At 60.6% G+C, this 14,167-nt stretch carries 12 protein-coding genes; 11 read left to right on the top strand and 1 reads right to left on the bottom strand.

Features of this window, described 5'->3' with window-relative positions; translation table 11 throughout:
* Positions 1-46: 46 nt before the first annotated feature.
* The gene (locus tag ACNQPL_RS13155) at positions 47-301 is read left to right on the top strand and encodes a YkgJ family cysteine cluster protein (RefSeq protein ID WP_346615637.1); all 255 of its coding nucleotides are present in this window, start codon (positions 47-49) and stop codon (positions 299-301) included.
* A gap of 30 nt (positions 302-331) precedes the next feature.
* Positions 332-940 (top strand): START domain-containing protein, encoded by a 609-nt coding sequence (locus ACNQPL_RS13160; RefSeq protein ID WP_416466981.1) that lies wholly within the window; start codon positions 332-334, stop codon positions 938-940.
* Positions 941-1,042: 102 nt separating this feature from the next.
* Here the strand turns inward: ACNQPL_RS13160 and gltA are convergent, their stop codons facing one another.
* A complete protein-coding gene (gene gltA / locus ACNQPL_RS13165; protein WP_416466982.1) occupies positions 1,043-2,332 on the bottom strand; it encodes a citrate synthase in 1,290 nt (429 codons plus the stop codon).
* 352 nt (positions 2,333-2,684) lie between these two features.
* Between gltA and sdhC the strand changes: the two genes are divergently transcribed.
* The 9 genes from sdhC to sucD all read left to right on the top strand — a co-directional run bounded on the left by sdhC (position 2,685) and on the right by sucD (position 14,025).
* Positions 2,685-3,071 carry a succinate dehydrogenase, cytochrome b556 subunit gene (gene sdhC, locus ACNQPL_RS13170; RefSeq protein ID WP_012315350.1) on the top strand — a complete coding sequence of 129 codons (387 nt, stop codon included), beginning with the start codon at positions 2,685-2,687 and terminating at the stop codon, positions 3,069-3,071.
* Positions 3,065-3,433, top strand: a complete 369-nt coding sequence (gene sdhD, locus ACNQPL_RS13175; RefSeq protein WP_027921320.1) for a succinate dehydrogenase, hydrophobic membrane anchor protein — start codon at positions 3,065-3,067, stop codon at positions 3,431-3,433. Before sdhC ends, sdhD begins: the two co-directional genes overlap by 7 nt.
* A gap of 3 nt (positions 3,434-3,436) precedes the next feature.
* Positions 3,437-5,209: a succinate dehydrogenase flavoprotein subunit gene (sdhA, locus tag ACNQPL_RS13180; protein WP_023533625.1), complete on the top strand. Its 1,773-nt coding sequence runs from the start codon at positions 3,437-3,439 to the stop codon at positions 5,207-5,209.
* Positions 5,210-5,220: 11 nt separating this feature from the next.
* Positions 5,221-5,925 (top strand): succinate dehydrogenase iron-sulfur subunit, encoded by a 705-nt coding sequence (locus ACNQPL_RS13185; RefSeq protein ID WP_346615142.1) that lies wholly within the window; start codon positions 5,221-5,223, stop codon positions 5,923-5,925.
* A gap of 246 nt (positions 5,926-6,171) precedes the next feature.
* Positions 6,172-9,003, top strand: coding sequence for a 2-oxoglutarate dehydrogenase E1 component (locus tag ACNQPL_RS13190; protein WP_346615141.1), 2,832 nt, complete (start codon positions 6,172-6,174; stop codon positions 9,001-9,003).
* 42 nt (positions 9,004-9,045) lie between these two features.
* Positions 9,046-10,269 (top strand): 2-oxoglutarate dehydrogenase complex dihydrolipoyllysine-residue succinyltransferase, encoded by a 1,224-nt coding sequence (gene odhB / locus ACNQPL_RS13195; protein ID WP_346615140.1) that lies wholly within the window; start codon positions 9,046-9,048, stop codon positions 10,267-10,269.
* 96 nt (positions 10,270-10,365) lie between these two features.
* Positions 10,366-11,802, top strand: coding sequence for a dihydrolipoyl dehydrogenase (lpdA, locus tag ACNQPL_RS13200; protein WP_346615139.1), 1,437 nt, complete (start codon positions 10,366-10,368; stop codon positions 11,800-11,802).
* A gap of 172 nt (positions 11,803-11,974) precedes the next feature.
* Positions 11,975-13,141 carry an ADP-forming succinate--CoA ligase subunit beta gene (sucC, locus tag ACNQPL_RS13205; RefSeq protein WP_008091914.1) on the top strand — a complete coding sequence of 389 codons (1,167 nt, stop codon included), beginning with the start codon at positions 11,975-11,977 and terminating at the stop codon, positions 13,139-13,141.
* The gene (gene sucD / locus ACNQPL_RS13210; protein ID WP_172230032.1) at positions 13,141-14,025 is read left to right on the top strand and encodes a succinate--CoA ligase subunit alpha; all 885 of its coding nucleotides are present in this window, start codon (positions 13,141-13,143) and stop codon (positions 14,023-14,025) included. Before sucC ends, sucD begins: the two co-directional genes overlap by 1 nt.
* The last annotated feature ends 142 nt before the right edge of the window (positions 14,026-14,167 follow it).

The following is a 14,167-nucleotide window of genomic DNA, read 5'->3' on the forward strand; positions in this document are numbered from 1 at the left end:
TATCCAGGGACGTTCGTCCCGTTTTGTTTCAGGGAGTCTTGTTGTCATGAATTGCCGTGAGGGCTGCGGTGCCTGCTGCATCGCCCCGTCCATCAGCTCTGCGATGCCGCGCATGCCCCACGGCAAGCCGGCTGGCGAGCGCTGCCTGCACCTTACCGTCGAGAACCTCTGCGACCTGTTCGGCAAGCCCGAGCGGCCTGCGGTGTGTGGGGGGTTCAAGGCGGATATCGAGGTGTGCGGCAACGATCGCGACGAGGCAATCAGGATTCTCGGCTGGTGGGAGCAGATGACGGCGGCGTGACAGGCTGGATCTTCGACAACAAGGATAAAGATGATGAGATCGTTCAAGCGTATTGCACTGCTGTGTGGCATGGGTGTCCTGCTGGCGCCTGCCGCCTGGGCGGAAAGCTGGCAGGTGGCCAAGGACGAGGAGGGGATCAAGGTCTCCCTCAGCGAAGTGCCGGGCTCCAAGTACAAGGCCTATCGCGGTGTCACCCTGATCAAGGCGCCGCTGGCCAAGGTCGAGGCGCTGCAAGAGGATGTGGCTGGGGCCTGTTCCTGGATTCACGAGTGCAAATCGCAGAAGCTGCTCAAGCACGAAGGTGACCAGAGCTGGACCTACACCCAGTTCAATACGCCGTGGCCGGTGACCCCGCGGGACTCGGTGCTGCATGTCACCACGGTCAAGGCCGCTGATGGCAGCCTGACCCGCAACCTGAAAGAAGAGCCGACGTATGTCCCCGAAGAGAAGGGGTTCGTGCGGGTGGCGAAAGTCGAAGGCTTCTGGAAGCTGGTGCCCAAGGGCGACAGTACAGAGGTCACTTACCAGGTGCACACCGAGCCGGGTGGCAGTGTGCCGGCGATGGTTGCCAACAAGTTTGTCGTGGAGGCGCCGTTCAATACCTTGAAAGGGCTGCGCGAGCGGGCCGAGAAAAACTGAGGCTCGGAGCGCCGTAATGCGCGTGCCTGCATAAGCGGTTCAGCAGGATGGCAATAAAAAAGGCTGCCCAAGGGCAGCCTTTTTGCGGTCGGCTCAGGGAGCTTAGTTGCGGTCTTTCAGTTCGACGATGTCGCGCTGCAGCTCGCCGGTGTACAGCTGGCGCGGGCGGCCAATCTTGTACGGGCTGGAGAGCATTTCTTTCCAGTGCGAGATCCAGCCCACGGTACGTGCCAGGGCGAAGATCACGGTGAACATGCTGGTCGGAATGCCGATCGCCTTCAGGATGATGCCCGAGTAGAAGTCGACGTTCGGGTACAGCGAGCGCTCGATGAAGTACGGATCGGTCAGGGCGATCTCTTCCAGGCGCATGGCCAGTTCCAGCTGCGGGTCGTTCTTGATGCCGAGCTCACCCAGGACTTCGTCGCAGGTCTTCTTCATCACGGTGGCGCGTGGGTCACGGTTCTTGTAAACGCGGTGACCGAAGCCCATCAGCTTGAACGGGTCGTTCTTGTCCTTGGCCTTGGCGATGTACTTGTCGATGTTCGAAACATCGCCAATTTCATCGAGCATGGTCAGTACGGCTTCGTTCGCGCCGCCGTGGGCAGGGCCCCACAGTGCGGCGATACCGGCGGCAATACAGGCGAACGGGTTGGCACCCGAAGAGCCGGCCAGGCGCACGGTGGAAGTGGAGGCGTTCTGTTCGTGGTCGGCATGGAGGATGAAGATCTTGTCCATTGCCTTGGCCAGCACCGGGCTGATCGGTTTGATCTCGCACGGGGTATTGAACATCATGTGCAGGAAGTTTTCCGCGTACGACAGGTCGTTGCGCGGGTACATCATCGGTTGGCCCATGGAGTACTTGTAAACCATCGCGGCCAGGGTCGGCATCTTGGCGACCAGGCGCACCGCGGAAATTTCGCGGTGTTGCGGGTTATTGATGTCCAGGGAGTCGTGATAGAACGCCGAGAGGGCGCCAACCACACCGCACATCACCGCCATCGGGTGAGCGTCGCGGCGGAAACCGTTGAAGAAGGACTTCAGCTGCTCGTGAACCATGGTGTGGTTCTTGACGGTGCTGACGAACTGGGCCTTCTGCTCGGCATTCGGCAGTTCGCCGTTGAGCAGCAGGTAGCAGGTTTCCAGGTAGTCCGATTGTTCGGCGAGCTGTTCGATCGGGTAGCCGCGGTGCAGCAGCACGCCCTGGTCGCCATCGATGTAGGTGATCTTCGACTCGCACGAGGCGGTCGCCATGAAACCTGGGTCGAAGGTGAAGTGACCTGTGGCCCCCAACCCGCGGACGTCGATTACATCAGGACCAACGGTGCCGGTTAAAATGGGCAGCTCGACGGGGGCAGCGCCCTCGATGACCAACTGCGCTTTTTTGTCAGCCATGTGGCCTCCTATTAATGCTTGAAATCATCAGACAGACCCCCCACGCAGGGCCCGCACCACTATAGAGAAGTAAATTTGAATGTCAATTTGCCTAAAGGCTGGTTGAAACCGGCTCTGAGGCCTGATTTTTCACGAAATTCTCGCCCATTTACGCCTTTTGTTCGCTAAAGGCAATGCGCTATTTGGGCTACCCCGTCACGTTGTCATAAGCAGCCTAACTGTCTATACTCGGCACCCGACTCCCAGGGGCTTGCAAGCCCGAACTGCTGGGTGTCGCCGTTCCCTGGGTGGTGGGTACCTGACCAGTACACTTACCAACAACTTTGCCCTGATTCGCTAGGGGCTCTTCAGTGTGAAAAAAGCCGTGAAAAGCCAACGACCTGTAAACCTAGACCTAAGGACCATCAAGCTTCCTGTCACTGCGTACACGTCCATTCTTCACCGTATCTCCGGCGTCATCCTGTTCCTCGGCCTTGCCATCATGCTTTATGCACTGGGCAAATCGCTGGGTTCCGAGGAAGGCTTCGGTGAGGTGAAGGCGTGTCTGACCAGCCCGCTGGCCAAGTTCGTGACCTGGGGCCTGTTGTCCGCCCTGCTTTATCACCTCGTGGCAGGTGTACGCCACCTGATCATGGACATGGGCATCGGTGAGACGCTGGAAGGCGGCAAGCTGGGCTCGAAAATCGTGATCGTCATCTCCGTGGTGCTGATCGTTCTGGTGGGAGTTTGGGTATGGTAACCAATGTCACGAACCTGTCGCGTTCGGGCCTCTATGACTGGATGGCGCAGCGCGTATCGGCGGTCGTTCTCGCGGCTTACTTCATTTTCCTGATCGGCTACGTGGTCTGCCACCCAGGCATCGACTACACCCAGTGGCATGGTCTGTTCTCCAACAACGCGATGCGGATCTTCAGTCTGCTGGCCCTCGTTGCCCTGGGCGCTCACGCCTGGGTCGGCATGTGGACCATTGCGACCGACTACCTGACGCCTATGTCGTTCGGCAAGTCGGCAACTGCGATTCGTTTCCTGTTCCAGGCGGTATGCGGCGTTGCGATGTTCGCTTACTTCGTCTGGGGTGTGCAGATTCTCTGGGGTATCTGATCCATGGCTAGCATTCCTACTATTTCCTTCGACGCCATCATCATTGGTGGCGGCGGTGCCGGCATGCGCGCAGCGCTGCAGCTGGCTCAGGGCGGTCACAAGACTGCCGTAGTCACCAAGGTCTTCCCGACCCGTTCGCACACTGTATCCGCCCAGGGCGGCATCACCTGCGCCATCGCTTCGGCCGACCCGAACGATGACTGGCGCTGGCACATGTACGATACCGTCAAGGGTTCCGACTACATCGGTGACCAGGACGCTATCGAATACATGTGTCAGGAAGGCCCGGCTGCGGTCTTCGAACTGGACCACATGGGCCTGCCGTTCTCGCGTACCGAAACCGGCCGCATCTACCAGCGTCCGTTCGGTGGCCAGTCCAAGGACTTCGGCAAGGGCGGCCAGGCTGCTCGTACCTGCGCAGCATCCGACCGTACCGGTCACGCGCTGCTGCACACCCTGTACCAGGGCAACCTGAAAGCCGGTACCACCTTCCTCAACGAGTACTACGCCGTTGACCTGGTAAAAAACCAGGAAGGCGCCTTCGTCGGTGTGATCGCGATCTGCATCGAAACCGGCGAAACCATGTACATCAAGTCCAAGGCCACCGTTCTGGCGACTGGCGGTGCGGGCCGTATCTATGCCTCCACTACCAACGCCCTGATCAATACCGGCGACGGTATCGGCATGGCCCTGCGTGCCGGTGTACCGGTGCAGGACATCGAAATGTGGCAGTTCCACCCGACCGGCATCGCCGGCGCCGGTGTACTGGTCACCGAGGGTTGCCGCGGTGAGGGTGGCTACCTGATCAACGCCCACGGCGAGCGCTTCATGGAGCGTTACGCGCCGAACGCGAAAGACCTGGCCGGCCGCGACGTGGTTGCCCGTTCCATGGTCAAAGAGATCATCGCCGGCAACGGCGTGGGCCCGAACAAGGACCACGTACTGCTGAAGCTGGACCACCTGGGTGAGGAAGTGCTGCACAGCCGCCTGCCAGGCATCTGCGAGCTGTCCAAGACCTTCGCCCACGTCGACCCTGTCGTCGCGCCGGTGCCGGTCGTTCCGACCTGCCACTACATGATGGGTGGCGTTGCTACCAACATTCATGGCCAGGCCATCACCATGGACGAAGAAGGCAAGGATCACATCATCCCTGGCCTGTTCGCCGTAGGTGAAGTGGCGTGCGTATCGGTTCACGGTGCCAACCGCCTGGGCGGCAACTCGCTGCTCGACCTGGTGGTGTTCGGTCGTGCGGCCGGCCTGCACCTGGAGAAGGCGCTGAGCGACGGCATCGAGCACCTCGACGCCAGCGACACCGACATCGATGTTGCCCTGAACCGCCTGAACAAGCTCAACGAGCGCTCCACTGGCGAAGACGTTGCCAGCCTCAAGCGCGAGCTGCAGAGCTGCATGCAGAACTACTTCGGTGTATTCCGTACCGGCGAATACATGCTCAAAGGTATCGAGCAACTGGCTGGTCTGCGCGAGCGTATCGCCAACGTCAAGATCAACGACAAGTCCCAGGCCTTCAACACCGCGCGTATCGAAGCGCTGGAGCTGCAGAACCTGCTGGAAGTTGCCGAAGCTACCGCCATTGCAGCCGAAGCCCGTAAAGAGTCCCGCGGCGCCCACGCCCGTGAAGACTTCGAAGACCGTGACGACGAAAACTGGCTGTGCCACACCCTGTACTACCCGGGTGTCAAGCGCGTTGCCAAGCGCGGCGTCAACTTTGCGCCGAAGACTGTTCCAGCCTTCGAACCAAAAATCCGGACTTACTAAGGGTGGCTGCTATGTTGAAAGTCGAAGTTTATCGCTACAACCCCGACACCGACGCGGCGCCCAAGATGGAGTCGTTCGACGTCGACACCGGCGGCAAGGACCTGATGGTTCTGGATGTGCTGGCGCTGATCAAGGAAAAGGACGAGGGTTTCTCGTACCGTCGCTCCTGCCGTGAAGGCGTGTGCGGTTCCGACGGCATGAACATGAACGGCAAGAACGGCCTGGCCTGCATCACCCCGCTGTCGGGCGTGGTCAAGGGCAACAAGCTGGTGCTGCGCCCGCTGCCGGGCCTGCCGGTCATTCGTGACCTGGTCGTTGACATGAGCATCTTCTACAAGCAGTACGAGAAGGTGAAGCCATTCCTGCAGAACGACACGCCGGCCCCGGCCATCGAGCGTCTGCAGTCGCCGGAAGAGCGTGACAAGCTGGACGGTCTGTACGAGTGCATCCTGTGCGCTTGCTGCTCGACTTCCTGCCCATCGTTCTGGTGGAACCCAGACAAGTTCCTGGGCCCCGCGGCCCTGCTGCAGGCCTATCGCTTCCTGGCCGACAGCCGTGACACCAAGACCCAGGAGCGCCTGGCGTCCCTGGATGACCCGTTCAGCGTGTTCCGCTGCCGTGGGATCATGAACTGCGTCAACGTTTGCCCGAAGGGTCTGAACCCGACCAAGGCAATCGGCCACGTACGTAACATGCTGCTGCAAAGCGGCACCTGATTCAAAGCGTTGTAACTGCAGTAAGCCGAGGTGCGGGTGGTGAGCCCGCACTGAGGTAAAACCTGAGCAAGGGCCCACAAAGCCCGCGCTCGATACCTATGAAGATATGAGACCAGCAGGGGCTTTCCGGGCTGGTACCCGGAAAATCAGCAAGATCCAAGTGGCGTGGTTCAGTCGCTGTGTTCGGACTTTTCCAGGTTTGCTGTGGCTCTCGCCGATCAGTCCCCTAATCGAGGGTGACCAAGCATGCAAGAAAGCGTGATGCAGCGCATGTGGGAAAGCGCCCACCTTTCAGGTGGTAACGCTGCATATGTGGAAGAGCTCTACGAGCTCTACCTGCACGACCCTAACGCTGTGCCAGAAGAGTGGCGCACTTACTTCCAGAAGTTGCCTGCTGATGGCAGCACCGCTACTGATGTATCGCACTCGACAATCCGCGACCATTTCGTACTGCTGGCAAAGAACCAGCGCCGCGCCCAACCGGTGTCCGCCGGGAGCGTGAGCAGTGAACACGAGAAGAAGCAGGTTGAAGTTCTGCGACTGATCCAGGCCTATCGTATGCGCGGCCATCAGGCTGCCAAGCTCGACCCGTTGGGGTTGTGGCAGCGCCCTGCGCCCGTAGACCTGTCGATCAATCACTACGGCTTGACCAATGCCGATCTTGATACGACCTTCCGTGCCGGCGACCTGTTCATCGGCAAAGAGGAAGCGAGCCTACGCGAGATCGTCGAAGCGCTCCAGAAGACATATTGTCGCACCATTGGCGCCGAGTTCACCCACATCGTCGATTCCGAGCAGCGCAGCTGGTTCCAGCAGCGCCTCGAAAGCGTGCGCGGTCGTCCGGAATTCTCCGCCGACGTGCAGGCTCACCTGCTCGAGCGCGTGACGGCCGGTGAGGGCCTCGAGAAGTACCTGGGCACCAAGTACCCGGGCACCAAGCGTTTCGGCCTGGAAGGCGGCGAAAGCCTGATTCCGATGCTGGACGAAATGATCCAGCGCTCCGGCTCCTACGGCACCAAGGAAGTCGTGATCGGCATGGCCCACCGCGGCCGTCTGAACGTGCTGGTCAACACCTTCGGCAAGAACCCGCGCGAGCTGTTCGACGAGTTCGAAGGCAAGAAGATGAACGAGCTGGGCTCCGGTGACGTTAAATACCACCAGGGCTTCTCCTCGAACGTGATGACCACCGGTGGCGAAGTTCACCTGGCCATGGCGTTCAACCCGTCCCACCTGGAAATCGTCTCGCCAGTGGTTGAAGGTTCGGTGCGCGCCCGTCAGGACCGTCGCAACGACACCGTCGGCGACAAGGTGCTGCCGATCTCGATCCACGGCGACGCGGCCTTCGCCGGCCAGGGCGTGGTCATGGAAACCTTCCAGATGTCGCAGACCCGCGGTTTCAAGACCGGCGGTACCGTGCACATCGTGATCAACAACCAGGTTGGTTTCACCATCAGCAACCCGCTGGACGCGCGTTCCACCGAGTACGCCACCGACGTTGCCAAGATGATCCAGGCGCCGATCCTGCACGTTAACGGTGATGATCCGGAAGCCGTGCTGTTCGTGACCCAGCTGGCCATCGATTACCGCATGCAGTTCAAGCGTGACGTGGTCATCGACCTGGTCTGCTACCGCCGCCGCGGCCACAACGAGGCCGACGAGCCCAACGGTACCCAGCCGCTGATGTATCAGCAGATCAGCAAGCAGCGCACCACCCGTGAGCTGTATGCCGAAGCGCTGATCCAGGCTGGTCGCATCGACGCCGAGCGCGCTCAGGCCAAGATCGACGAGTACCGCAACGCCCTGGACAACGGCCTGCACGTGGTCAAGAGCCTGGTCAAGGAGCCGAACCGCGAGCTGTTCGTCGACTGGCGTCCCTACCTGGGCCACGCCTGGACCGCGCGTCACGACACCCGCTTCGACCTCAAGACCCTGCAGGACCTGTCGGCCAAGCTGCTGGAGCTGCCGGAAGGTTTCGTGGTTCAGCGCCAGGTTTCGAAGATCTACGAAGATCGCCAGAAGATGCAGGCCGGTGGCTTGCCGATCAACTGGGGTTATGCAGAGACCATGGCTTACGCCACGCTGCAGTTCGAAGGTCACCCGATCCGCATGACCGGCCAGGACATCGGCCGTGGCACCTTCTCGCACCGCCACGCGGTCTTGCACAACCAGAAGGACGCCAGCACCTACGTACCGCTGCAGAACCTGTTCCCGGGCCAGCCGCGCTTCGACCTGTACGACTCCTTCCTGTCGGAAGAAGCGGTACTGGCCTTCGAATACGGTTACTCGACCACCACGCCGAACGCGCTGGTGATCTGGGAAGCCCAGTTCGGCGACTTCGCCAACGGTGCGCAAGTGGTGATCGACCAGTTCATCACCAGCGGTGAGCACAAGTGGGGCCGCCTGTGCGGTCTGACCATGCTGCTGCCTCACGGTTATGAAGGGCAGGGCCCGGAGCACTCCTCCGCGCGCCTGGAGCGTTACCTGCAGCTGTGCGCCGAGCACAACATCCAGGTCTGCGTACCAACCACGCCAGCACAGATCTACCACCTGCTGCGTCGCCAGGTCATCCGTCCGCTGCGCAAGCCGCTGATCGTCCTGACGCCGAAGTCGCTGCTGCGCCACAAGCTGGCCATCTCGACCTTGGAAGACCTGGCAGAAGGCTCGTTCCAGACCGTGATCCCGGAAATCGACACCCTGGATCCGGCCAAGGTCGAGCGCCTGGTACTGTGCGGCGGCAAGGTGTACTACGACCTGCTGGAAAAACGCCGTGCCGAAGGACGCGAAGACATCGCCATCGTGCGTATCGAGCAGCTGTACCCGTTCCCGGAAGACGACTTGGTCGACATCCTGGCGCCGTACACCAACCTCAAGCATGCCGTCTGGTGTCAGGAAGAACCGATGAACCAGGGCGCCTGGTACAGCAGTCAGCACCACATGCGCCGTATCCTGGGCCGCCACAACAAGGCGCTGGTCCTGGAATACGCCGGCCGCGACGCTTCTGCCGCACCAGCCTGTGGTTACGCTTCGAAGCACGCCGAACAGCAGGAAAAACTGCTGCAAGACGCCTTCACTGTCTAACGCCTTCGCGCACCTGAAACCGAATTTAAGGAAACACAGATAATGGCTATCGAGATCAAAGCCCCAACCTTCCCGGAATCGGTTGCCGACGGCACCGTTGCCACCTGGCACAAGAAGCCGGGCGAAGCCGTCAAGCGTGACGAGCTGATCGTCGACATCGAAACCGACAAGGTGGTCCTGGAAGTACTGGCCACCGCTGACGGCGTGATGGGCGACATCGTCAAGGGCGAGGGCGATACCGTCCTGTCCGACGAAGTCCTGGGTTCGATCGTCGAAGGCGGCGCTGCCGCCGCCGCTCCAGCTGCCGCTCCGGCCGCTGCTGCCCCGGCTGCTGCCGCTGCCGACGCTGGCGAAGACGACCCGGTCGCCGCGCCAGCCGCGCGCAAGCTGGCTGAAGAAAACGGCATCGACCTGGCTACCGTTGCCGGCACTGGCAAAGGCGGTCGCGTCACCAAGGAAGACGTGGTGGCTGCAGTCGCCAACAAGAAGTCGGCACCTGCCGCTGCGCCGGCTGCCAAGCCTGCCGCTGCCGCTGCTGCCCCGGTTGTGGCCGCCGCTGGCGACCGTACCGAGAAGCGCGTGCCGATGACCCGCCTGCGTGCCAAGATCGCCGAGCGCCTGGTCGAAGCCCAATCCAACATGGCGATGCTGACTACCTTCAACGAAGTCGACATGACCGAAGTCATGGCCCTGCGTTCGAAGTACAAGGACCTGTTCGAGAAGACCCACAACGGCGTGCGCCTGGGCTTCATGTCGTTCTTCGTCAAGGCCGCCACCGAAGCGCTGAAGCGCTTCCCGGCTGTCAACGCCTCGATCGACGGCAACGACATCGTCTACCACGGCTTCGCCGACGTCGGCGTTGCCGTCTCCAGCGACCGTGGCCTGGTGGTACCGGTACTGCGTAACGCCGAGTCGATGAGCCTGGCTGAAATCGAGAACGGCATCGCCACCTTCGGCAAGAAAGCCCGTGACGGCAAACTGTCGATCGAAGAAATGACCGGCGGTACCTTCACCATCACCAACGGCGGTACTTTCGGTTCGATGATGTCGACCCCGATCGTCAACCCGCCGCAGGCCGCCATTCTCGGCATGCACAACATCATCCAGCGCCCGATGGCCATCAACGGCCAAGTGGTTATCCGCCCGATGATGTACCTGGCGCTGTCGTACGATCACCGCCTGATCGACGGCAAGGAAGCGGTAACCTTCCTGGTCACCATCAAGAACCTGCTGGAAGATCCGTCTCGCCTGCTGCTGGACATCTAATCGCGCAGCTGTAAGCTGCAAGCCGCAAGCTTCAAGCCGAAGCCTGCTGGTCTTGCGGCTTGCAGCTTGCCGCTTGAAGCTAAAAAGGAATCTTTTATGACCCAGAAATTCGACGTAGTGGTGATTGGTGCAGGTCCTGGCGGCTATGTGGCTGCCATCAAGGCTGCCCAACTTGGTCTGAAGACTGCCTGTATCGAGAAATACACCGACGCCGAGGGCAAGCTGGCCCTGGGCGGCACCTGCCTGAACGTAGGGTGCATCCCGTCCAAGGCGCTGCTGGACAGCTCCTGGAAGTACAAGGAAGCCAAAGAGAGCTTCAACGTCCACGGTATCTCCACTGGCGAAGTGAAGATGGACGTCGCCGCGATGGTTGGCCGCAAGGCTGGCATCGTCAAGAACCTGACCGGTGGCGTTGCCACCCTGTTCAAGGCCAACGGCGTTACCTCGATCCAGGGCCACGGCAAACTGCTGGCTGGCAAGAAAGTCGAAGTCACCAAGGCTGATGGCACCACCGAAATCATCGAAGCCGAAAACGTGATCCTGGCCTCCGGCTCGCGTCCGATCGACATTCCGCCGGCTCCGGTCGACCAGAACGTCATCGTCGACTCCACCGGCGCCCTGGAATTCCAGACCGTACCTAAACGCCTGGGCGTGATCGGTGCTGGCGTGATCGGCCTGGAACTGGGTTCGGTATGGGCTCGCCTGGGTGCTGAAGTCACCGTCCTGGAAGCCCTGGACACCTTCCTGATGGCTGCCGACACCGCCGTGTCGAAAGAAGCTCAGAAGACGCTGACCAAGCAAGGCCTGGACATCAAACTGGGCGCTCGCGTCACCGGTTCGAAAGTCAACGGCAACGAAGTCGAAGTCACCTACACCAACGCCGAAGGCGAGCAGAAGATCACCTTCGACAAGCTGATCGTCGCGGTCGGCCGTCGCCCGGTGACCACTGACCTGCTGGCCTCCGACAGCGGCGTGACCATCGACGAGCGTGGCTACATCTTCGTCGACGATCACTGCGCCACCAGCGTTCCGGGCGTGTTCGCCATCGGTGACGTGGTACGCGGCATGATGCTGGCACACAAGGCCTCGGAAGAGGGCATCATGGTCGTCGAGCGCATCAAGGGCCACAAAGCCCAGATGAACTACGACCTGATCCCGTCGGTTATCTACACCCACCCGGAAATCGCGTGGGTCGGCAAGACCGAACAAGCCTTGAAGGCCGAGGGTGTTGAGGTTAACGTAGGCACCTTCCCGTTCGCCGCCAGCGGCCGGGCGATGGCAGCCAACGACACCGGTGGTTTCGTCAAGGTCATCGCCGATGCCAAGACCGACCGCGTACTGGGTGTGCACGTGATTGGCCCATCGGCTGCCGAACTGGTACAGCAGGGCGCAATCGCAATGGAATTCGGCACCAGTGCCGAGGATCTGGGCATGATGGTCTTCAGCCATCCAACCCTGTCCGAAGCGCTGCATGAAGCAGCGCTGGCAGTGAATGGCGGCGCCATTCACGTAGCCAACCGTAAGAAGCGTTAATTATAAGAAACCACGGCGGGCTGCCCGTCGTGAGTCTTGCGTGCATGACTCACCGCGGAACGTTCGCCGGACCGAACTACACGGGAAAACCCGGGGTTGACGGTCACAGGTGGTGCGGCGCCAGCAATGGCGCAGCGCCGAAGCGCAGTACCTAACGAAGACGGTAAAAAGCATGAATCTTCACGAGTATCAGGGTAAGCAGCTGTTCGCTGAATACGGCCTGCCAGTTTCCAAGGGTTTCGCAGTCGACACCCCTGAAGCTGCAGCAGAAGCTTGCGACAAGATCGGCGGTTCCGAGTGGGTTGTCAAAGCCCAGGTTCACGCAGGTGGTCGCGGTAAAGCGGGCGGCGTCAAGCTGGTTCGCAGCAAGGAAGACGCCAAGGCGTTCGCTGCGCAATGGTTGGGCAAGCGTCTGGTAACCTACCAGACCGACGCCAACGGTCAGCCAGTGACCAAGATCCTGGTCGAATCCTGCACTGACATCGCCAAAGAGCTGTACCTGGGCGCTGTAGTCGATCGCTCGAGCCGCCGCATCGTGTTCATGGCCTCCACCGAAGGTGGCGTGGACATCGAGAAAGTTGCTCACGAAACTCCTGAGAAGATCATCAAGGCTACTATCGATCCGCTGGTCGGCGCTCAGCCGTTCCAGGGTCGTGAACTGGCATTCCAGCTGGGTCTGGAAGGCAAGCAAGTTGCTCAGTTCGCCAAGATTTTCGTAGGCCTGGCCAAGCTCTTCAAAGAGCACGACCTGGCCCTGCTCGAAGTCAACCCGCTGGTCATCAAGGCCGACGGCGACCTGCACTGCCTGGATGCGAAGATCAACATCGACGCAAACGCCATGTACCGTCAGCCGAAGCTGAAAACCTTCCACGACCCGTCGCAGGACGATCCTCGTGAAGCCCACGCTGCCAGCTTCGAGCTGAACTACGTGGCCCTGGAAGGCAACATCGGTTGCATGGTCAACGGTGCCGGCCTGGCCATGGGTACCATGGACATCGTCAACCTGCACGGCGGCAAACCAGCCAACTTCCTCGACGTAGGCGGCGGTGCCACCAAAGAGCGCGTTACCGAAGCGTTCAAGATCATTCTGTCCGACAGCAATGTCGCGGCCGTTCTGGTCAACATCTTCGGCGGCATCGTTCGCTGCGACATGATTGCCGAAGGCATCATCGGTGCAGTGAAAGAAGTCGGCGTTAAAGTTCCGGTCGTCGTTCGCCTCGAAGGCAACAACGCCGAACTGGGCGCTAAAGTACTGGCAGAAAGCGGTTTGAACATCATTGCGGCAACCAGCCTGACCGACGCTGCTCAACAAGTTGTCAAAGCTGCGGAGGGCAAGTAATGAGCGTCCTGATCAATAAAGACACCAAAGTCATCTGCCAGGGCTTCACCGGCTCGCAGGGTACTTTCCACTCCGAACAAGCCATCGCCTACGGCACCAAGATGGTCGGCGGCGTTACCCCAGGCAAGGGTGGCAGCACCCACCTGGGCCTGCCGGTGTTCAACACCGTCAAGGAAGCTGTGGAAGCGACCGGCGCTGACGCTTCGGTGATCTACGTTCCGGCTCCGTTCTGCAAGGACTCGATCCTGGAAGCGGCCTTCGGCGGCATCAAGCTGATCGTCTGCATCACCGAAGGCATTCCTACCCTGGACATGCTGGATGCCAAGGTCAAGTGCGACGAGCTGGGCGTTACCCTGATCGGCCCTAACTGCCCAGGCGTGATCACACCGGGCGAGTGCAAGATCGGCATCATGCCAGGCCACATCCACTTGCCAGGCAAGGTCGGTATCGTGTCGCGTTCCGGCACTCTGACCTACGAAGCCGTGAAGCAGACCACCGACGCCGGCTTCGGCCAGTCGACCTGCGTGGGCATCGGCGGTGACCCGATCCCGGGCTCCAACTTCATCGACATCCTGAAGCTGTTCCAGGAAGACCCGAAGACCGAAGCGATCGTCATGATCGGTGAGATCGGCGGTTCGGCTGAAGAAGAAGCTGCGGCCTACATCAAGGCCCACGTCACCAAGCCTGTCGTTTCCTACATCGCTGGTGTTACTGCACCTGCGGGCAAGCGCATGGGCCACGCTGGCGCCATCATCTCCGGCGGCAAAGGCACTGCGGACGAGAAGTTCGCTGCGCTGCAGGACGCGGGTGTGAAGACCGTGCGTTCCCTGGCTGACATCGGCAAGGCCCTGGCCGAGCTGACTGGCTGGGAAGCCAAGAAGTAAGTAACACGTAATACCCCCACGCGCACAAAGGCCACCTTCGGGTGGCCTTTGTCGTTTCTCTGGTGTAACTGCGCTTCAGAAAATTCGATTACCCCTATCAGGATTTTCAACCAGACATTCGCGTGATTCAGCAATAAATTGT

The organism is Pseudomonas sp. LFS044 (genome assembly GCF_047978245.1).
Lineage (GTDB): Bacteria > Pseudomonadota > Gammaproteobacteria > Pseudomonadales > Pseudomonadaceae > Aquipseudomonas.

What these genes read in the sequence shown, in the direction of transcription:
- ACNQPL_RS13155 (WP_346615637.1), top strand. Translation starts at nt 47, where the DNA reads ATGAATTGCCGTGAGGGCTGCGGTGCCTGCTGCATCGCCCCGTCCATC.
- ACNQPL_RS13160 (WP_416466981.1), top strand. Translation starts at nt 332, where the DNA reads ATGATGAGATCGTTCAAGCGTATTGCACTGCTGTGTGGCATGGGTGTC.
- gltA (WP_416466982.1), bottom strand. Translation starts at nt 2,332, where the DNA reads ATGGCTGACAAAAAAGCGCAGTTGGTCATCGAGGGCGCTGCCCCCGTC.
- sdhD (WP_027921320.1), top strand. Translation starts at nt 3,065, where the DNA reads ATGGTAACCAATGTCACGAACCTGTCGCGTTCGGGCCTCTATGACTGG.
- sdhA (WP_023533625.1), top strand. Translation starts at nt 3,437, where the DNA reads ATGGCTAGCATTCCTACTATTTCCTTCGACGCCATCATCATTGGTGGC.
- ACNQPL_RS13185 (WP_346615142.1), top strand. Translation starts at nt 5,221, where the DNA reads ATGTTGAAAGTCGAAGTTTATCGCTACAACCCCGACACCGACGCGGCG.
- ACNQPL_RS13190 (WP_346615141.1), top strand. Translation starts at nt 6,172, where the DNA reads ATGCAAGAAAGCGTGATGCAGCGCATGTGGGAAAGCGCCCACCTTTCA.
- odhB (WP_346615140.1), top strand. Translation starts at nt 9,046, where the DNA reads ATGGCTATCGAGATCAAAGCCCCAACCTTCCCGGAATCGGTTGCCGAC.
- lpdA (WP_346615139.1), top strand. Translation starts at nt 10,366, where the DNA reads ATGACCCAGAAATTCGACGTAGTGGTGATTGGTGCAGGTCCTGGCGGC.
- sucC (WP_008091914.1), top strand. Translation starts at nt 11,975, where the DNA reads ATGAATCTTCACGAGTATCAGGGTAAGCAGCTGTTCGCTGAATACGGC.
- sucD (WP_172230032.1), top strand. Translation starts at nt 13,141, where the DNA reads ATGAGCGTCCTGATCAATAAAGACACCAAAGTCATCTGCCAGGGCTTC.